The organism is Bacteroides ihuae (assembly GCF_900104585.1).
In the GTDB taxonomy this organism is placed as follows: Bacteria; Bacteroidota; Bacteroidia; order Bacteroidales; family Bacteroidaceae; genus Bacteroides; species Bacteroides ihuae.
The window spans coordinates 196,257-217,686 of record NZ_FNVX01000005.1; the positions used below are offsets into that span (position 1 = coordinate 196,257).

14 protein-coding genes and 1 pseudogene are annotated in these 21,430 nt (G+C 41.1%); 13 read left to right on the forward strand and 2 right to left on the reverse strand.

Features of this window, described 5'->3' with window-relative positions; all coding sequences use genetic code 11:
• Positions 1–43 precede the first annotated feature (43 nt).
• On the forward strand, positions 44–988 hold the full coding sequence (locus BQ5338_RS06490; protein WP_071146038.1) for a tRNA-dihydrouridine synthase family protein: 945 nt from the start codon (positions 44–46) through the stop codon (positions 986–988).
• A gap of 278 nt (positions 989–1,266) precedes the next feature.
• On the forward strand, positions 1,267–2,253 hold the full coding sequence (locus BQ5338_RS06495; protein ID WP_071146039.1) for a DUF4373 domain-containing protein: 987 nt from the start codon (positions 1,267–1,269) through the stop codon (positions 2,251–2,253).
• 102 nt (positions 2,254–2,355) lie between these two features.
• Here BQ5338_RS06495 and BQ5338_RS06500 read toward each other — a convergent pair whose 3' ends face one another.
• Positions 2,356–3,780 carry a fimbrillin family protein gene (locus BQ5338_RS06500; protein ID WP_071146040.1) on the reverse strand — a complete coding sequence of 475 codons (1,425 nt, stop codon included), beginning with the start codon at positions 3,778–3,780 and terminating at the stop codon, positions 2,356–2,358.
• A gap of 33 nt (positions 3,781–3,813) precedes the next feature.
• Positions 3,814–5,403, reverse strand: a complete 1,590-nt coding sequence (locus BQ5338_RS06505) for a BF2992 family fimbrillin-A clan protein (RefSeq protein WP_078063414.1) — start codon at positions 5,401–5,403, stop codon at positions 3,814–3,816.
• A gap of 276 nt (positions 5,404–5,679) precedes the next feature.
• On the opposite strand from BQ5338_RS06505, the gene BQ5338_RS06510 reads away from it, so the two are divergent.
• The 11 genes and pseudogenes from BQ5338_RS06510 to BQ5338_RS06560 all read left to right on the forward strand — a co-directional run bounded on the left by BQ5338_RS06510 (position 5,680) and on the right by BQ5338_RS06560 (position 21,410).
• Positions 5,680–8,031, forward strand: a complete 2,352-nt coding sequence (locus tag BQ5338_RS06510; protein ID WP_071146042.1) for an LruC domain-containing protein — start codon at positions 5,680–5,682, stop codon at positions 8,029–8,031.
• A 230-nt stretch (positions 8,032–8,261) separates the two neighbouring features.
• Positions 8,262–9,422, forward strand: a complete 1,161-nt coding sequence (locus tag BQ5338_RS06515) for a COG1470 family protein (RefSeq protein WP_139265201.1) — start codon at positions 8,262–8,264, stop codon at positions 9,420–9,422.
• A 2-nt stretch (positions 9,423–9,424) separates the two neighbouring features.
• A pseudogene (locus BQ5338_RS06520) lies at positions 9,425–10,105 on the forward strand (ABC transporter ATP-binding protein); the annotation flags it as partial.
• Positions 10,106–10,394: 289 nt separating this feature from the next.
• Positions 10,395–11,351 carry an ABC transporter permease gene (locus BQ5338_RS06525; protein ID WP_071146044.1) on the forward strand — a complete coding sequence of 319 codons (957 nt, stop codon included), beginning with the start codon at positions 10,395–10,397 and terminating at the stop codon, positions 11,349–11,351.
• 58 nt (positions 11,352–11,409) lie between these two features.
• Entirely contained in the window at positions 11,410–12,183 is a 774-nt protein-coding gene (locus tag BQ5338_RS06530) for an EFR1 family ferrodoxin (protein ID WP_071146045.1), read from the forward strand.
• Between the two features lie 22 nt (positions 12,184–12,205).
• Entirely contained in the window at positions 12,206–12,793 is a 588-nt protein-coding gene (locus BQ5338_RS06535) for a Crp/Fnr family transcriptional regulator (RefSeq protein WP_159431314.1), read from the forward strand.
• Positions 12,794–12,982: 189 nt separating this feature from the next.
• Complete coding sequence (locus BQ5338_RS06540; protein WP_071146046.1) at positions 12,983–15,247, forward strand: TonB-dependent receptor; 2,265 nt, start codon at positions 12,983–12,985, stop codon at positions 15,245–15,247.
• A gap of 40 nt (positions 15,248–15,287) precedes the next feature.
• Positions 15,288–16,895, forward strand: coding sequence for a carboxylesterase/lipase family protein (locus BQ5338_RS06545; protein ID WP_071146047.1), 1,608 nt, complete (start codon positions 15,288–15,290; stop codon positions 16,893–16,895).
• 3 nt (positions 16,896–16,898) lie between these two features.
• Positions 16,899–18,557 (forward strand): alpha-L-rhamnosidase-related protein, encoded by a 1,659-nt coding sequence (locus tag BQ5338_RS06550; RefSeq protein WP_071146048.1) that lies wholly within the window; start codon positions 16,899–16,901, stop codon positions 18,555–18,557.
• A 7-nt stretch (positions 18,558–18,564) separates the two neighbouring features.
• The gene (locus BQ5338_RS06555) at positions 18,565–18,987 is read left to right on the forward strand and encodes a hypothetical protein (RefSeq protein ID WP_139265202.1); all 423 of its coding nucleotides are present in this window, start codon (positions 18,565–18,567) and stop codon (positions 18,985–18,987) included.
• Positions 18,988–19,100: 113 nt separating this feature from the next.
• Positions 19,101–21,410: a glycoside hydrolase family 3 protein gene (locus BQ5338_RS06560; protein WP_071146050.1), complete on the forward strand. Its 2,310-nt coding sequence runs from the start codon at positions 19,101–19,103 to the stop codon at positions 21,408–21,410.
• Positions 21,411–21,430: the final 20 nt, after the last annotated feature.

The following is a 21,430-nucleotide window of genomic DNA, read 5'->3' on the forward strand; positions in this document are numbered from 1 at the left end:
TGCAATACTCTTTTATATCATTATCTTTGCAAATAAAAAAGAGATGCCAGACGAAAAGAAACTCCCCATTCACTTTGCTCCTTTACAGGGCTTTACTGACGCACCTTACCGTAATGCTCACGAAACTGTCTTTGGTGGTGTAGAAACTTATTATACTCCTTTTGTCCGTGTGGAAAAAGGAGGTTTTCGCACCAGAGAGTTGCGGGATATTGAACAAGAAAACAATACCGTTCACCATATAATACCGCAATTAATCGCTTCTACCCCCGATGAGATGCGCAAACTGATCACTCTATTCCAACAAAAGGGACATTCGGAGGCAAACTTAAATATGGGTTGCCCTTTTCCTATGTTGGCTCGCCGACATAAAGGTTCGGGTATTCTTCCCTATCCGGAGGAGGTTGAAAAACTTTTGCAATGTACGGAAGAGTTTCCCGATATGCAGTTTTCCGTAAAGATGCGACTGGGATGGGAAGATCCCAAAGAATGCCTCGCCTTGCTTCCCTTGTTGAATAGTTCTCTTTTGAAACAAATAACCCTCCATGCACGTATCGGTGAGCAACAATATAAAGGAGAGACTGACTTGGACTCATTTGAGGCTTTTTACAATGAATGCAAGCATCCGCTAATTTACAATGGTAGCATCAATACCCTTGAAGATATAAACAAGATAACAAGCCGCTTCCCCAACATTTCGGGGATAATGATTGGTCGAGGATTACTCACCAATCCTGCTCTTGCTTTGGAATATCAACAAGGCATTCAGTTATCTCAAAAAGAAATGATGGGCAAAGTGAGAGCTCTTCATCATCTGCTGTTCGATTATTATGAGTCTCATCTGCAAGGCAATGATCAATTGCTCAATAAGGTGAAGACCATTTGGGAATATCTTTTGCCTGACATGGATAAGAAGTTTAAAAAGAAAATACATAAGTGCACCAAAATAGAAGTCTACAGGGCTGCTGTTGCAGAAGCATTGTTGGATTAAGGCATTTACTGTAAGCAAGCAAACTTACTAGGATGCATTTTCCGACATCTGTGTAGGGTGACAAAGGATATATTATATGTAAATTTGCCGTTGAATTAAATAAGGATGTAAAAATAATGGACCTACCCCTACAGGCCTTGTGAGAGGGGTTCGGTGAATTAACTAGATCAGCGTGGTGAATTAACTACTTCAGCGTGGTGATCTAGTTAATTCACCACGCTGAAGTTATATGATACCTTATAGGAAGCTGATTTGTAAATAATAAGATACTAATAGTCATGGCAAGACCTGAAAAAAGAGGATTAGATTATTTTCCCTTAGACGTGGACTTTATGCGAGATATCAAAGTGCGACGCATCAAACGTAAGCATGGGGCTCTCGGAATAGTCGTCATCATCGAACTTTATAGCAGAATTTATCACGATAATGGCTACTATCTGCCTTGGGATGAAGATACTTGCTACGACATCTGCGAGGATTTGAGGACCGAAAGTCCGGAACAGATACAAACCATTGTGGACTCTTGCCTGCAAGTGGGACTTTTTCACGCCGGACTTTACAATGCTCAACACGTGCTGACTTCCAACGGAGTGCAATGTCGCTACAAAGCTTGCTGCGCCCGAAGAGCTTCTGCACGGATATTGCCCGAACTAAATCTGATAGAGTGTCCTCAACAGCAAGAAGAGAACAAACCTACTACCGAGGCTATCAAAGCTCTTGAAGAAGCTGTGAAAAGCCCTACAGCAAGTACTCTTGAAGAAGTAAAGGTGGTAAAGACATCAGAGTTAATGCATACAGAAACTCAGTTATTGCCTACAGAAATGCCACAAACAAAAGAAAACAAAACAAAAGGGAAAGCAAACAAAACAGAAATAAACCTCCCCCATACCCCCTCCGAAAACGGAGGAGGCAACGAGAAGATGAGGGTTGATCGATTGGAAGATTATTTTTTTCCTCCCGACGATGCCTTCGCTATGAAAACGCACAACTACGACGGCCTGCTGGAGAGGTTTTACGCCATTGCTGCGCATCGACCGGTGGGTTTTTTACGTGCCATTTTGAGCCTCTCGCTCTATGCCGACGGTCTGCTGGTGTGGGATAATCATCAACGGCAAGCTGCCAGAACCCTATCCGCCACGTGTAAGCTTCGCCAATGTACGCCTCGCTATGTGCCACTCGAATTATTCGCAATCAGCCTCTTTGTCGTAAACATGCCATTTTGGGGTATCGGTCAAACTTTGATAGCTCATTTAGTCTCAGGATAGCCATTGCAGGGTCTTGATTAAATGTGATGATATTTGCTTTCTTGGCTGAAAAAAAAGGGAAGAAAACTCATAATTTCCTTCCCTTCGATAGTATTGGTCTAATTATTTTACTCCTACTAACTTCACATTATCAACGCGATAACCTGCTGTATTTGTACTAGCAGAAGAAATGAACTCTATGGAAGTGATATTCTCAGGTAGGCTACTTAGTTCTACTGTCTGGTAAGTATTCACAGTAGATATAGCTAAGTCGGGAACAGTCATTTCTGTGTTACCGCATTTTACTTTAATTACACTCTGATTGCCAGAAGCATTTGCTGTGATGGCATATGATAATTTCAGATTGGTGTAACCAGTTGTATCGAAACCAGAGATTTGCAAACCTGCATCTTTGCCAGAAGCAAACCATATATGGCTATCCATAGTAGAGGTTGAACGAATGGTTGCATTGCTGTAGCTACTTGTTAAGTAGTTATCGGTGAAAGTGAAACTGGTGTTGTCCCAACCGGTAAACTCATTAATTGCGGGCCAGTATCCATTGCTTTTCTTTTCTACTGAGCCAAAAGTCTCAGTGAAGATTGTTTGTTCTGTGCCTGTTGTTGGGTCTGGATCGGTTGTACCAGTGCCCAAGTCAATATTAATATTGTCACCTGCAACAGTAATCCAGTCGGTGATTATAGCTTGACCTACAACGACCACAGGGTTGCCATTGCTATTTGATATATTTACAGTATAAGTATAATTGCTGCCAGAATTAAGTGCACTCCCAGCTAAACTTTGCTTAAATGTCTGCGAACCAATGGTGAATTCAACGGTGGCATCATTTCCCAATTGAGTAACAGGCAAAGCGATTGCTTCTACTTGTAATTGATTGTTACCTTTGTCCGTTAGCTTACAAGCCACTGTGGCAATGTTTCCGCTAGTGGTAGTTAGGGTACCAGTGGCTAAGTCGAATGTACCTTTAGTTTCAAAACCTTGCAGTTTTACCGCAAAGTTACTTAAATCTACACCCGATGCTTTTGTAATATTGAACACCATGTGGGTTAATTGATGTTTGAAATTCAGGCTTACTTTGTCTGAAGCGTTGCTATATTCGCTTGTTGTCGTTGGAACGTACAATAGATCGATAGCTTCTTGTGAAGTTTGATCTTTTAAGTCTACATCTATTTTATTATTTGTTATTGTGGCGGTGTAAGGGTAGTAAGCTGCGAAAACAACTTTAGTACCATCTGATGGGAAATAGATTGCTTGATCTTCTGTGTCATAAGTAAGTTCGCCTGTAGTAGAAGCAGAGTACTTTTTGTTTGATGCCAAAGCAGCGTCCAATGTACCACCTTGAGGAACCATGAATACACCTACCTTGTCACCTTCACTCCATGCGGTATCTGTAGCACGGGTTGAAGCGATTGCTGTACTGAATGAAACGGCACGCTTGGTGTCCTTACCATCGTGGTCATCTTCATTCGTGCAACTAGATAAAAGAGTGGAAGCTAAGGCCACAAAATAAAATAGATTTCTAATTTTCATTTTTGCTGTTTTATATAATTATATCATTTAGAATTATTGCCATTTAGATTTATCGAGTGTTGCTTTAATGGTCGTATCGATTGTGGGGAAGAAGGTAAATCCTGTTAGGTCTTCTAACTCCTGCACCGAGATTGCTTGATTCATGTAAGCGGTGCCTGAATAAGTCTTATTATCAAATTTAAAAGCTATGGTAGTGAAAACACCATTCAATCTTCGGGCCAAAGCTTTGAAATAGTAAGATGGTACAGCCATTTCTTTCATAAATTGCACATTGGTGCTCGGAGGAATTGCACCAGTCACTACATAGACCGTGTCGGTATCACTTCTCCAAGAACGTACCTGATTTTCGAGTTGCGCCCAAATTGATTGATTTAACCCTTGCCCAACTTGAGGGGTCATGTTGCTATAATAGAAAGTTGTTTGGTTGGTAGGTACGTCGCAGGTGCGGTCGCCACTGGGAATTTGATGTCCACGGTCATAGCCGTTTCCTCCGAAACCACTCGAAAGATTCGCCTGATAGCTCGTAGCAATGTCAGGATCATACCCCCAATCATCGGTTCGGCCCGTACTGCCAGTGCAAGCAGGGAAAAGAGGATAAGCCACCCAATAAGCAATTCGGCTGCTCTTGCTGTAAAGCATACTATAGTTACGCATCTTTCCTTTAGATACCGGATCGGTCATAGAATTGGGCATATAATGGTTCACATAAACCAAATCTGTGCCATTCAATTCGCTTTGCGTGATTAGAGGAGTTTCTGTCCATCGGATGTAAGAAGCTTCGGGATCCACTTCTCCACCTCCATTAGCTAGATTGAGGTTATACGAATATTGCTTTCCCTTCTCAATTGAAGTCAAAGGAAGAGTATATTCTTTCGTCTTGCCATTCAATTCAACAATCAACGTAATTTTGGTGCTCATAGAACTTTCCGGCAACAGAATAGCTTGGGCGGTTGCTGCAGCATTTGTAATGGCTGTATTCATTTGGATGGTGCCAATAGAAGTTTGATCTAGCGTCAGTGTTGCATCTGCTAAAGCAAAAGAGGCTTTCGTCCTGACTCCTGAAAGTTTCAATTTCAAGTTAGCCAGATTGCTATTATTCGTGTTTTTTATATTGAAAATGAGACGGGAAAGTTGGTGGGTAAAAGCTAGATTTAAGGCGTTTGGACGACTACTGATACTTGTTAAGTTATCAGAATAGAGAAGATCAATAGCTTCGAGGTCAGTTTGATTTGTAATATCTATTGGATAGATATATGGATTAGCTAAAATCTGTTGTGGATAGTAAGCAATAAAATCCACCATGCTTTCATCTTCCGGATAATAGATATCTGCTTTTATGGAGCTGAAATATCCGTCGCCATTTGCTGTAGAGTAAGGTATGTTAATGGCGCCATTTATAGAAGATGCTTCAGAAAGAGCCTCTCCATTTTTCTTCATATATACACCGATCGAGTCGTTTTTACTCCATGTTGCTCCGTTGGCACGAGTAATAGTAATGCCTTCTACTACTGAAGTAAATTGAATGGGGGATTTTGCGTTGTCATCAATGTGTTGTATTTCCTCTTGGCTGCAAGCAAATAATGAGAGCAGAAGGCTCATACTCCACAATTTCATTTTTATCATTCTTGATTTTTTATGTTGGTTGATAGTTTGTGATTTAGTATTTTATATAAGTTGCATCTTATACCTAATTCGATTATTTGTCTTTATTTGTACGATGCAAAGTTAGATTGGGGGTATTGCATAGGTGTTTCATATGCATTAATAAAACTTTTCATTATTTTCAAGGTGTTATCTTTTGCATCTCAGTATATACTCGAAAAAATACAAAGTGGTAGAATGAACAAATAATCTCCTAATATCATTCTATTTATAAATAAAATAACTTAATTTGTGCAAATGAAACAGCCTCGGATTACATATATGCTTGCTCTTTTGTTGTTCACTGCAATTGCCGTGATTGGGTGTATTGAGCAGGATAATCTGTATGATCCAAGCTTTCAGACAGAAAACCCACTGGACTTGTCGGCTCCCGATGGATTTGATTGGTCTACGGTGTCGACAGTGCAAATTAGTATAGAGGCTAATGATGAATTTGATGGAGCATACTACTACTCAATAGCAATATATGATAATAACCCTATTGCTGCGACTGACTCTATAGCTGCTTTGGCAAGAGGAGTGGCCAAGAAGGGGCAGAACCTTACTGCTACATTAACTTTATCCAAAGAAACGGAGTTTCTTTATATTGAGCAAACTGACCCAAGAGGACGAAGTGTGGTCAAGTCTTACCCTGTAGCGGAGAATATGACGTGTGATTTTAGTTCGGCTTCTACTACTACAAAGGCTGCAAGTAGTACACGCGCTGTTACAACAACCAGAGCTACTATAAGTATGCCCGACTATACTGTTATTCCATCGAATGCTGTGGAAGTCTCTACCTTGGTTTCATGGGATGCCTTGCGGGACAATAGCAACTATAAAATGACAGGGACCTATGATACTAACTTCAACTACTACGGTGGTACAGGAACGAAGCTTTATATCTCAGGTACTTGGAATATGCCTTCGAACTTTACCGTTCAGAGGGGTCTCGAAATTATTGTGATGAATGGTGCAAAGATAGTGAGTACACATGATCTGAACTTTAATGGTTCTTCTTATCTTACGGTCATGCCGGGGGGATCTGTTAGTATTAAAAATCTAGCTTTCTCCAGTTCAGAAAATGAATGTAAGAATTGGGGTAATTTAGAGGTAAATCAAACTATCACGGCTAGCTCAGGAGGCTTGTTCTATTCAAAGGGTACAGTCACAGCCAAAGATGTTACTTTCAATAGTGCATCACCTATTCAGAATGAAGGAAAGATGACACTGAGTGGCAAATTAACGATGCCTAGTAATGCAACGCTTACGAATTCGGGCGAGATTACAGCGTCAGACTTGGACGCAAATTCATTGACGTTGACGAACGATGGCACAATGATTTTTGATAGAATAACAAGCATTGGCAATAGCCATTTAAACAATAACTGTTATATAGAAAGTACTTCCAGAGCTTTAATTAGTGGAAGCGTGGTAAACTTAAATAAAGGGTATATAAAAGCGGTACACCTTACTATTACGGGTTCTACCGTCAACCTACTTAATGGTTCAATGATTGAGGCTACAGAAGATTTAGATCACACGTCGTGGAGTGATACATACGATGGCGGAACAGGCACTCGATCTCTACTTAAAGCTCCGAAGATGATTGGTTACGGATTCAAATATAATGGAAACCTGACGATAGAAGTTGACACACATCCTGTCAATGCTTTGTATTCACAAACATATCAATTGAACAGTCCGGCTCAAATGGCAGGATATGGAAAATCGAATGTAGTGATAGAGGTTTGTACTGGTACTGCCAACGGAGGAAACCCTGGAACAGATCCGGGTAATCCTACATTTCCGGTGGAAAGTGTGAACGATACAAAATACACGTATCTGTTTGAGGACCAATGGCCAATCTATGGCGATTATGATATGAATGATATTGTGTTGCGGATTGACAAAACCACGATGTATCTTAATTCGAGTAACAAAGTAGAGAAGTTGAAAATTGATGTCGAACTTTTGGCTGTGGGCGCTACTAAAACTATTGCAGCCGCTGTGCAATTAGATGACGTTGCTGTAGCAGCAGTGTCATCTGTAGAATATAGTGATAAACCGACTTCCTTGTTTAGTTTTACTAGTCAAGGGTTGGAAGATGGGCAATCGAAGGCTGTGATACCGCTATTTGCTAATGCTCATCGATTTATGGGTAGCGCTACTAATAATTTTATCAATACGGTGATAGGTAGTAGCTATAATGTAGCGACCGCTCCCGTCATAACGATTACGGTGTTATTTGATCATGCGACTCTCTCTCCTGAGAATTTTAGTATCAGTAAATTAAACCTCTTCATCATTACTGATGGCCTAAGTAATAACAGGAAGGAAGTACATGTGGCTACTTATCATCCTACGGATAGAGCGAATACTATTTACTTTGGCAACCATAATGATGCTACTTCAGTGTCAGGTAATAAGTACTATGTGAGTAAAGACGGCCTTGCATGGGGAATACTTGTACCTGCGGCTATTAGTTATCCCAAGGAATATGTGGATATTAAAACAGTCTTTCCACAGTTTGCCACTTGGGTGGTTTCGGGTGGCACTCAAAACACGAATTGGTATACTACTTATGACGGAAATGGTATTTATAAATAATGAACTATTCTACTCATTGGCTATCTAATCTGAATTGAAACTCTTCTAGCTATGTTATCTACCACTAATATAGTGCAATAAGTGTTGCAAAATATTTACTAGTATTAAAGCAATAGGGCGAATGTTTTGTTTTTGAACTTTTTTCAGTAAATTTAAAACTAAGCAATATTACTATTCTTTATTTTTGCCTCTCGTATTGATAATCATCTAAAATTACAGGAGGTTTTTTTATGACAATGCGAATTAGTTATTTAAATCTATTATTGTTTTTACTAGTGGGCTCTATTCCCGCTAAAATCTATGCCTCAGCAGATTCTATACGGATAAAAGGCGTAGCGTTGTACACTCCCTACACTAAGATTTCAGTTCCGCCGGGAGAATCAATCGATTACAGTATTGACGTTATCAACAAGACGGGATCAGTGAAGAATGCAGCAATTTCTATCAGGGGGTTACCGAAAGGGTGGGGGTATGAACTGAAGTCGGGCGGATGGACGATCAATCAGTTATCGGTCCTTCCAAATGACAAGAAAAATTTTTCATTTAAGGTGGATGTTCCTTTGAAAGTAAACAAAGGATCTTATCATTTCATTGTTTCTGCCAACGGATTATACCAGTTGCCTCTGACAGTAGTGGTATCTGAGCAAGGTACCTATCAAACAGAGTTCACTACAGACCAAGTGAATATGGAGGGTAGTGCTGAAGCTACATTTACTTTTAATGCAACATTGAAGAACCGTACGGCCGAAAAACAACTGTATGCACTGATGGCCAATACGCCACGGGGATGGAGTGTTGCTTTTAAACCAAATGGTAAACAGGCAACTTCTGTGGAGGTAGAACCTAACGCCACGGCGAATGTGACTGTTGACATTAATCCACCTGCAAATATAAAGGTGGGGACTTATCGAATCCCGGTTCGAGCTGCCAATGGATCTACTTCTGCCGACTTGGGATTTGAAGTTGTGATTAAAGGCTCGTATAAGATGGAACTAACGACTCCTAAAGGTTTGTTGAGTGCAGACATTACGGCAGGAGACACTAAACGCATTGAATTACAAGTTAAAAATACAGGTACGATAGACTTGACGGATGTACAACTGACAGCTAATCAGCCGGTGGATTGGAATGTCACTTTTGAGCCGCAAAAGCTAACTTTGGTCAAAGCTGGAGAAACGGCACAAGTGGTGGCTACAGTGAAAGCATCGAAAAAAGCTCTTCCCGGAGATTATGTCACCAAGATTGAGGCACGAACACCCGAAACGACTTCTGCAGCTGAATTTAGAATTTCCGTAAAGACACCTTTGATTTGGGGATGGGTGGGCATCTTGATTATCATTGGCGCTTGTGGCGGTGTCTATTTCTTGTTCCGTAAATATGGGAGGAGGTAAGCATGTGTGCACCTGTTATAGAACTTATCGGTTTAACTAAGAAGTACGGTGCATTTACTGCGGTCAATCATTTGAATCTAACTATCAAGAAAGGTGAGATATTCGGTTTGCTAGGACCAAACGGTGCAGGCAAATCAACAACTATCTTGATGATGTTGGGACTTACGGACCCAAGCTCGGGTATCGTGAGAGTCTGTGGCATCAATTCGACGACTGAACCCATCGAAGTGAAGCGCAAGGTAGGTTACTTACCTGATGATGTTGGCTTTTATGATGATCGGACCGGCATAGAAAACCTTATTTACACAGCGTCACTAAACGGCTTTAACCGGACGGAAGCATCTGCCAGAGCGGAACAATTGCTTATGCGTGTGGGGTTAGAAGTGGATAGGAAGAAGAAAACCGGAAAATATTCTCGCGGAATGCGCCAGCGATTGGGACTTGCAGATGTGTTGATAAAACAGCCGGAAGTAATTATTCTGGATGAGCCCACTTCGGGGATAGATCCTGCTGGAGTACGTGAGTTTATGGACTTGATAATGCAATTGAGCAGAGAGGAGGGATTGACTGTACTTTTTTCTTCACATCATTTGCATCAAGTGCAGCAGGTGTGTGATAGGGTAGGAATCTTTGTTTCCGGAGAACTCTTGGCTGAGGGAGATATTCCTTCGCTATCACAAAAGCTCTTCTCTGGTGAGCCATTTGTAGTTGAAGCAGGCATTGTCACTGATTCTTTTGCTGTGGCGGAAAGGACTTCTCGTAAAGAAGAACTGGAAGCCTGTTTAAAAAAGCTTGAAGGGGTATTGACAGTGCAGCTGACTAACGATATTTTCCATATAGGCTGTTCAAACGATATTTGTCCTGAGATAGCCAGAACTATTGTTGCATCAGGTGTCGGGCTTAATTATTTGCAAAAGAAAGAGCACGGACTTGATGATATTTATAATCGCTATTTTGAAGGAGGTAAGACACATGAATAAGAACACTCATCCTTTCTGGGTTATTGTGAATAAAGAGGTTACAGATTATGTGAAGAGTTGGCGGTTTATTATCTTGATTCTCATTATCGCTTTCACTTGCATGGGATCTCTTTACACAGCTTTGAGTAGCTTTAGCTCTGCTGTGAAACCTAATGATCCTGACGGTTCATTTTTCTTTTTGAAGTTATTCACCATTTCAGATGGAACGCTTCCACCTTTCATTGTCTTCATCAGTTTTCTGGGACCACTGCTAGGCATTGCATTGGGCTTTGACGCTATTAACTCCGAACAGAATAAAGGAACATTGAGTCGCATCATGTCACAGCCTATTCATCGTGACTACTTGATTAATGCCAAATTTGTAGGGGCGTTAATCGTGATAAGTGTAATGCTTTTCGCCTTGGGATTTCTGGTGATGGGCTTTGGTCTGATTAAGATTGGAATACCACCTACAGCTGAGGCGTTTTTACGCATGATTGCTTTTATTGTTATTGCTATCTTTTACGTGGCATTTTGGCTGAATCTTTCCATTTTCTTCTCGGTGCAATTTCGTCAGGCTGCTACGTCGGCTTTGGCATGCATTGCTATATGGTTGTTCTTTAGCGTATTCTATACAATGATAATCAACCTCATTGGCAAGGCTATTGCGCCTCCCCAGACTGCAAGTATGGAGCAGATTATGAGTTATCAAAAGTTTATGCTCGGTTTGTTGAGGCTCGCACCAAGCGAACTTTTTAGTGAAGCGACCAGTACTTTATTGATGCCTTCGGTACGTAGCCTGGGACCACTTACTATGGAGCAGGTTCATGGTGCTATCCCAAGCCCCTTGCCTCTGGGACAGAGTTTATTGATCGTTTGGCCGCAGCTTACGGGGCTGATTGCTGCTACAGTTATTTGTTTTGCATTGTCATACATAAGCTTTATGCGAAGAGAAATTCGACCAAGATAGTCGATTATAATTTGGAAGTACCGATTATTATTTTACTTTTGCAAGCAAAACAATAATTATGATATTCTATTTCTCTGGAACAGGTAACTCCAAATGGATAGCAGAACAAGTAGCCACTCATCAGCATGAAAGATTAATTTCTATTGCCGATGAACTTTCTTCTGGTGACAATTTACTAGAATATACTTTGGGGGAAACAGAGGCAGTTGGCTTTGTTTTCCCCATTTATTCATGGGCCCCTCCTGCCATAGTGATGGAGTTTATTAAGAAAGCACACTTTGCCAATGCCCAAGGGCACTATTTCTTTTATGTTTGTTCGTGTGGCGATGAAGTAGGGCTCACGCAGGATATCATGAACAAGATTGTGCGCCGAAAGGAGTGGGAGTGGCAGGCTGGTTTTTCAGTGATTATGCCCAATAATTACGTTTGCCTGCCAGGCTTTGATACTGATCCTAAAGAAGTGGAAGAGAAAAAGCTCAAAGAGGCAGTGGTGGAAGTAAAACGGATAAACGAAAGGATCTCCGAACGTGCTGCTCCTTTGTTTGAGTGCAAGAAAGGTAGTTGGGCTTTTCTGAAAAGTCGTATAATCTGGCCATTTTTTAATAAATATCAGGTTACAGCCAAACCCTTCTTTGCTACGGATGATTGCATTTCATGCGGACTATGCGAGAAACATTGTCCCGTACATAACGTGAAAGTAGATATCAAGCCCACTTGGGGAGAACATTGTACTTCATGTCTGGCCTGTTACCATATTTGTCCGCGTCATGCTGTTCATTATGGTAAAGCTACCCTTAAAAAGCACCAATATTTCCATTCGGAGTTTAAGTAATCTTAAATTAAACTCTACTACTATGAAAGAAAGCCCATTTACTCACGAAGAGGCCATGTCTGTTGGTTTATTCAAGAATTTGAATACGCCCAAGGAAGCTGCTGCACTTATAGCCGGAGTGATGAAGAGGTTTGACTTGAAACGGGGAGATATGTTGCTAAAAGAAGGACAAATATGTAAGTACATATATTATGTTTCTACAGGTGCTATCAGACAGTATTATTTTAAAAGAAACAAAGAGATCACAGAGTATTTTGCGCTTGAGAATATGGGTTTCTTTTGTGTCGAAAGCTTTATTAAGCATGTTCCTACTTATCTTAATATCACTGCGTTAGAAAATGCAGTCGTGATTGGTATTCCTCGTGAACCATTGTTTGCACTTCGCAAAATTAATTGGGATGTAGAATGCTTCTACCGAACTTGTATAGAAAACTCTCTCATAACCTCTCAACATCGGATGTATTCTATGCAATTTGAAACGGCCCGAGAGAGATACGAACGAATGATACATGATTTTCCTACTATCATACAGAGAGTTCCATCTGTATACATTGCCTCTTATCTGGGTATCTCTCCTGAGACACTGAGCAGAGTAAAAGGCCTTAAATAACCATTTGCTTTCTTATAGTAAGTATATCTAGTATGCTAGGCATAGTAGATGTACCTTCATTCCTTGACATTTGTCAAGGAATGAAGGTGAGGAAATTAGTTCTTGATATATATCAAGATACTTTGAGTGGTATCTCTGCTATTTTTGAATCGAATAAAAAAACTAAAGTAATAATTAACCTTTAATGCCATGAGAAATAACAAGTTTTTATTATTATTGCTTGGAGCGCTCGCTATACCGGTAATCTCATTCGCTCAGGATGAAGTAAAAAAAGATTCTGTGCAGGACGCAAAAGAAGTAAAAAATCGGAATGTGATGCTGAATGCTTCCAGTGACAATCAACCGCGTCAGATATCAATAGGTTTACCTTCAAGTCTTTCAGCCACAATTTATGAAGATGGTTTACCTGTTTCTTATAATGTTTGGCCTTGTTTGCCTTATTTGTATTGGACAGGAACAGCAGCTCATGGTCGCATGGGGTTGATGTCACTTGGTGAAAGTGCCATTACAAACGGAGCTGTAAATTATGCGGTGCAGTCGTATACCAGACAAGGGGGGGGCAACTTTGAAGGACACTTGAATTACAAGACAAATACTTTCAATTTACAGCGTTTTGATATGGCGGTAGCCGGTCCTATTGCTAATGGATGGAGTTATTCATTCGGAGCTTACTTCAATCTGGATCCGGGGTCAAATAAATTGGCTGATGTGCAATATGCCACCGATATGAAAATCTTTAAAGCGGGAATAACTAAAACCTTGAACAATAATCGAGGTAAAATCAACCTGTTCTATCGTTATGCCTATACGAAAAGCATGTCAGATAGTTACGGTCCGTTTGTCTATGTTGGTGATGGAAGTGTAAAAGAATACAATGGATTCGAATTAGGACACGATGGATTTCTCCCTGCTAACGGATTGATTACCTATACGGATGTAATGACAGGTGAGTCGAAAACCATAAACCGCAAAGATGGAATACATGCGTTAAATAATAGTCTTATTTTTAATTTTAATTACAAGTTAAACAACAGCATGAACTTAGATATTCGCTCTAAGTATAACTATGCAAACAGTTATTACGCAACATTGGCTTTGGCTGGGGTTGGACAAGCTATGGCTAGCTCAGGCTATACCTATGCATACGATTACAATGGAAATCAGGCAGGTTCAATATTCACAGGCAATTACAACAGTCGCTATATGTTGCGAGATATTGCTTTCGAACGTGATTGGCTTACTACAGCCGAACTGACAGGTGCTAATAATGGTCATAAATGGCGTGTCGGTACCAATTTGTTTTGGAACAGACAGGGAATACAAGCTAGCACAGGTGTTCTTGCACATACAGTAGAGGCTGATCCTGCATGGTTGCTCCATGACGGATCTCAGACTTATGCCGCAAACACAGGTGGAGAGTACTATGATACCCATGAGACAAAATTCTCATTGTATCTATCCGATGAAAAACAGCTTACGAATAGACTTTGGCTGTCCGCAGGAGCTCGTTTGGAATATTATTCCGTGGGAGGAAAAAATGCGCTGGCTTATCTCAATGCCACAGATGAGAGTGCTACCTACTCCGAAAATATCCGTACTATTGGTTTTAATGTAGCTGATGGAAAGATAACCAAATTCAGTAAAAATTGGGTGAATCCGGTTGCTACCATTAACGGGCGATATACCATCAGTCACGGATTTGGAGCTATTGGCGAGTATGTGTATGCTATACAACATCCGAATTCTCAGGATTTTGCAGGGGCATATATGCCGATTCTCGATGCGGTAGATATCAAATTGGGACGCTTAGGTCTCTTTTGGAATACTCCTTGGATGCAATTAGTATCACAAGTATCTGTCATTAGCCAGAGCAATTACAAATCGCGGACACAGTTTACGAACCCTAACAATGCGTCAGATGTTGTAACTTTACCGATCACAAACGATGTGCAAACCAAGGGATGGACAACAGACGTTGTACTCAATCCATTCAAAGGCTTTACATTTCATGGCCTTTTGACCATTCAAGACCCGAAGTATAAGAATTTTACGATGACACCCACATTCAGCGACGGTACATCGAAAAATTATGATTTCACCGATAAAGTCACTACTGGTGTGAGTAAGACAATTATTGAGCTTGATCCAAGCTATTCATTCGATAAATTTCGTATTTGGGCAAGTTTCCGTTATCAGAGCAAGCAGTATATCAATAAGACTAACTCGCTATATTTTAATGGACGTTGGGAGACATTTGGTGGAGTGGATTATAAAGTAAACAAGATACTTAGTCTATCTGCTAATGTAATTAATATTCTTAATCAAAAAGGCGCCAGTGGTAGTATCGGAGCGGCCGATTTAATCGAAGATGTATCAGCATACAAGAATTATCTGATGGCGGGATCATATATTCGACCATTTACCGTAGAATTCTCTGCTCGTCTGAATTTTTAATAAATAAATAATATGAGAATATTCTCATAAGATTGGACTTATGAAAAAGATAATACTAACAATGATAATGCTCTTGCTTCTATTGAATGCAGGAGCCCAGAATCTGATTCAGGTAAAAATAGCTGATGGCGTTATTGAGGGGCTGGATGAATCGGGAGTGAAAATTTTCAAAGGTGTGCCGTTTGCTGCACCTCCTGTAGGAGACTTGAGATGGAAAGCTCCGCAAACTGTGCAGAAATGGACCGGAGTGCGCAAAACAATTGACTATGGTCCTAATCCAATGCAGGAAAATATATTTGGAGATATGGACTTTGGTACAAAACAAATGAGTGAAGACTGTTTGTATCTGAATATTTGGACTCCTGCGAAGACTATGAAAGAAAAGCTCCCTATATTGATCTACTTTAACGGAGGAGGATTGATGGCCGGTAGTGGAAGCGAACCTCGCTATGCCGGTTTATCTATGGCTCGCAAAGGGATAATTTCTATCACAGCCAACTATAGAGAGGGCATTTTCGGATTTTTTGCACACCCGGAACTTTCGAAAGAGACTACTTATAAAGGTTCTGGCAATTACGGATTCCTCGACCAGGTGAAGGCTATTCAGTGGGTAAGAGATAATATTGCCGCATTTGGAGGCGATCCTGAAAGAATCACAATTGTTGGTGAATCGGCCGGATCAATGTCTGTTAGTGCACTGATGGCTTCACCATTGTGTAAAGGACTCATTCATCAGGCAATGGGATCTAGCGGTTCAGTCCTAGGATTTAAAAAGATTTCTACATTGAAAGAGGCAGAGGCAGCAGGCGTGGAAATGGTTCAAAAAATTGGAGGTAAGTCCATTAAGGACTTGAGAGACATGTCGGCCGAGCAACTCATGAAATTGGCAGCTGTCAAAAGTGTACCGATCTACAATGTTGACGGATACTTTTTGCTGGAACAGCCAATTGACGTTTACGCCAAGGGTGAACAAACTAAAATTCCGTTATTTGTTGGTGGAAACTCCAGCGAAATGTCTATGCCATTTATCTTGAGAGGTAAACCGGTGACGTTTGCTAATGTGAAAGAAGCGATAAGTTCAACATTTGGTAATTCAACCGATGAAATTCTAAAACTGTATGGTATTACTGATGATGCCTCTACCAATGGAGAGCCGGGTGTAGAACTAGCTTCAGATATGTTTATCTCATTTACCACATGGAAATGGGCGAATATGCACAAGCTGACAAGCGGACAGCCGGTTTACAGATACATGTATTATCATCCTCGCCCGAACATGTTGCTGAAAGACAAAGTAGCCGGATTAGCAGGTGGAGTGCAGGAGAAGAAGAATGCTGAAAACACTACGCCTAAAACTACAGGTGCGGTTCATTCAGCAGATATCGAATATGCAATGGGTAATTTATCTACAAATCGTATTTATGATTGGCAACCTGAAGACTATATTGTATCTGACATCTTTATGAGCTATTATGTAAACTTTGTAAAGACCGGCAATCCTAATGGTCTTGGGCTGCCAGAATGGATACCTACTAATAATCAAAGCGTAACACCTGTTCTACAGATTGGGGTAAATACCTATCAAAAGAATAACAGTCAAATGGAAAAACGATACGATTTTATTGATAAATATTTTTACCATAAATAAACTATGTTGAATATTAAATATTTATTATCTGCACTGTTTTCTCTGACAACGAGTTTGGCTTTTGCCCAATATTATACGGCGGAACAACAGTCTGAATGGCTGCGAAAGGCTGAAGAATGTAAGCCTTATCTGAAAACGACAATACATCATCCCGTACAGGAAGTTGCGATAGTGAAAGACGGTAATGCTTTCCAAGGTTTCAAGGCTGTTAAGTCTGGAAACATAAACGACTTGTATGTTAGCTCATTCAAGGAGAAAAAAACGGTTGTTCTGGATTTTGGACAACATCTCGTGGGCAAGGTGTCTTTTAAAATAAAAGACATCGGTTCGATGCAAGATGCTGTGTTGCGCTTCAAGGTGATGTTTGGTGAAGTCCCCAGTGATCTGGGATTACCTATTGAACCCTTTACCGGAAGTCTGAGTCGAGGTTGGTTGCAGGATTTTGTTTGTGATGTGAGTTATGATGGAATATTTACATTCAATCGTCGAATAACGGCACGATACATGAAGATTGAAGCTGTAGGAACTTCTATCTACAGCGACTTTTGCTTTGATAACATCACTTTTGAGGCTACGACTTCGGCTGGTGATTCTAAAACTAATCTGGCTGCCGCAACTCCGCAAATATTTAGAGACATCGCGCGCGTGTCTGAGAACACTCTAAAAGGATGTATGCAGGGTGTCTTTGAAGACGGGCCTAAACGAGATCAACGACTTTGGATGGGCGATCTCTACCTTCAGGCTTTGGCAAACTCGGCCTCTTTCAAGGAATACAATTTGACCAAACGATGTCTGTACTTGCTTGCCGGGTTATCTAATCCCCAGAATGGTTTACTATATTCTAACCTTGTGGAATACCCTACTCCGCATGCTCAGAAAACTTTTTTTGTGGATTATGCATTATCCTTTCTGCTGACTTTGGACGATTATTATGAAGCTACCGGTGACAAAGAAACAGCTTTGGAATTGTGGCCTGTTGCCAACCGACAGATTCAGGCTGTTTTAGGAGAAGCTATAGATAAAAATTGGTTGTATTCTAATACTAATTACCAATTTCCGGGTATGATGATTTCGATGGTGTTCTTCGATTGGGCACCGTCTCCCCTCGATACGCATGCAGCTATGCAAGGTTATTTGGCTTATGTCATGAACCGAGCCAATACTTTTGCAGAGAAGATTGGTCGTTCAGACGATGTGAAGACTTATCCGGCTACTGTTAAAAAAATACGTGCTGCGGGGCGCAAGGAATATTGGGATGCGAAGAATAAAACCATCGTGAGTGGTAAAGACCGACAAAGCTCTTATGCCGGAACTTCGTGGGCTGTAATTGGAGGTCTCATCTCCACGGATGAGGCTCGCCAAGCGATAACCAATGTAATGGCAGACAAAAAGGCCATTACTCCTGGTACACCTTATTCGACCCATTTTCTCATAGAGGCAATGCTACATTGTGGTATGGAGAGAGATGCCCGTCGATATGTCGAAAATTATTGGGGTGGTATGGTGAGATTAGGAGCCGATACTTTCTGGGAATATTATATTCCGGACAATCAGATGTTTTCATCCTACAATGGTTACACACTACTTAATAGCTATTGCCATGCATGGAGCTGCACTCCGATCTATTTTATTGTAAATTATCCGAATGTATTCCAGAAATAGAACATTTATGAAAAGAATTATTTTCGCATTAATAGCATTATTGGCAATCACAATGTCTGTAAGTGCACAGATGAAGAAAATAAAGGTTTTAATCGATAATGACTTTTGTGGTGATCCGGATGGCTTGTTCGTACTGCTGCAACATGCCCTCTTGCCCACAACCGAAATTGTAGGAATTGTTAGCGGCCACCTCAATGAAAATGCCGGATTCACCAACCGTAAAGATCAAGCGACCGAATCGGTTGAAAAGACAAATGACTTGTTGGATGCTATGGGGATGAAAGGCAAATTCAAAGTTGTTCCGGGATCCGAAACACTGATGACATGCAGCGATAAGATAATAGGTTCAGAAGGATCGAAGCTCATTGTTGAGGAAGTCAAAAATGTACTCCAGAGAAACTTCTTTATGTGTTGTGCGGAGCTGCATTGACCAATGTTGGTGGATGCATTGCTTAAATAGATGGATGAATTTCCGTGAAATGCACTCACTCTTTTCATTTGTATTTATAAGTAATTTAATTTAGTAAAAATAGAAGGTTTACCATGAAGAAAAATATTGTTTCGGCTTTGGCTTTTTGTCTGGCTCTATCGGGCTATGCGCAGAAAGTAGACAACTTTGTGCTTGTGAAAAATTCCAATGGGGTAACTTTGGGATACTCACCCGATTCGGGTGTGAAAATTATAACAGTGAATGGCTTACGGTTCAAAGATTTGAACCGTAACGGCAAACTCGATAAATACGAAGATTGGCGCTTGCCGGCTGATGTGCGTGCCAAAGACTTGGCCAAACGCATGTCCGTTGCTCAGATAGCAGGGTTGATGCTTTATAGTGGGCATCAGGCTATACCTGCCAATGCTGTAGGCTTTTCTTCAGGAACTTATGGCGGCAAGGCTTTCTCCGCAAATGGAGTAAAACCCTATGATCTGACCGACCAACAAAAGGTGTTTTTGAAAGAAGATAATCTGCGCCATGTGCTTATTACCACAGTAGCGGATGCTGTTACGGCTGCCCGTTGGAACAACCGTATGCAGGCTTATGTAGAGGCATTGGGAGTGGGTATTCCGGGAAATACCAGTAGTGATCCCCGGCATAATGTGAGTGTGTCAGCTGAATATAACGCAGGTGCCGGAGGGAAAATCTCCATGTGGCCCGATAACTTAGGCATGGCAGCTACCTTTGATGCGAAGTTGGAAGAAGAGTTTGCACAAATAGCCGCCAAAGAATATCGTGCACTGGGTATTACTACCGCTCTTTCTCCACAAATAGATTTAGCTACTGAGCCGCGTTGGAGCCGTTTTAGTGCCACGTTTGGTGAAGACCCCACTCTAGATACGGATATGGCTCGTGCCTATGTAGATGGTTTTCAAACATCCTATGGCGAGGCAGAAATTAAAGATGGTTGGGGATATAACAGCGTGAACGCTATGGTGAAACATTGGCCAAGTGGTGGCCCTGAAGAGGGTGGGCGCGATGCTCATTTCGCTTATGGTAAGTTTGCTGTTTATCCCGGAGATAACTTCAATGAACATCTGAAACCATTTGTTGACGGTGCATTTAAACTCAATGGCAAAACGGCCAAAGCTTCTGCTGTGATGCCTTACTATACTATCTCTTACAATCAGGACACGGTAAACGGAGAAAATGTGGGCAATGGTTTTAGTCGATACATCATTACCGATTTGCTTAGAAAAAAGTATGGATATGACGGTGTGGTTTGCACCGACTGGCTGATTACAGCCGATGAGGGTTCCAATCCGGGCGTGTTTGCCGGAAAGTCTTGGGGGCAGGAAGATAAAACCATTGCTCAAAGGCATTATAAAGTGATTATGGCGGGAGTTGACCAATTTGGTGGCAACAACGATAAGGCTCCGGTAATAGAAGCTTATGAAATGGGAGTGAAGGAGCATGGCAAAAAGTTTATGCGTGCTCGTTTTGAAGAATCGGCTGTTCGTTTGCTAAGGAATATCTTTCGTTTGGGTTTGTTTGAGAATCCTTATCTGAATCCTGATGAATCTGCTAAAACTGTAGGAAATGCTAAGTTTATGACAGCTGGTTATGAGGCACAAGTTAAGTCGGTTGTTTTGCTCAAAAATAAGCAGAATGTGATGCCCGTTAAGGAGAAAAAGACAGTGTATATCCCTAAGTTGTATCGTTCGCCAAAGCTTGATTGGTGGGGAAATGCCACAAAAGCAACGCTAGATTATCCGGTGAATCAGAATGTTGTGAGCAAATATTACAATGTGACGGATAATCCTGCTGAGGCTGATTTTGCCATCGTGTTTGTGAATAGTCCTGCTAGTAGGGAGAATGGCTATGACTATGTCGATCGTCAGGCGGGAGGTAATGGCTATCTGCCTATCACTTTGCAATATAGTACTTACACGGCTACCAATGCCCGCGAGAAGAGTATTGCAGCAGGAGATCCTGTGGTAGATCCATCTGTAGTCAATAGAAGTTATAGAGATAAAACGGTGACTGCCTGGAATTCTACTGATCTGCAAACCATCCTTGATGCGAGGAGAGCAATGAAAGATAAGCCCGTGATTGTCTCTGTTACTGCCTCTAATCCAATGATCTTTAGCGAGTTTGAGAGTAGGGTAGAGGGTGTCATTCTGAACTTTGGGGTGTCTGTGCAAGCAGTGCTCGATATTGTTTCGGGTAAGAGTGAGCCTTCCGGATTGCTCCCGGTGCAGATGCCGGTTGACATGAAGACGGTAGAAGAGCAGTTCGAAGATGTTCCCCATGATATGAAATGCCATGTTGACAGCGAAGGACATGTGTACGACTTTGCCTATGGCCTTAACTGGCAGGGAGTTATCAATGATGCCCGCACAGCAAAATATAAGAAATAGAGTTTTTTTATAAATAAAAC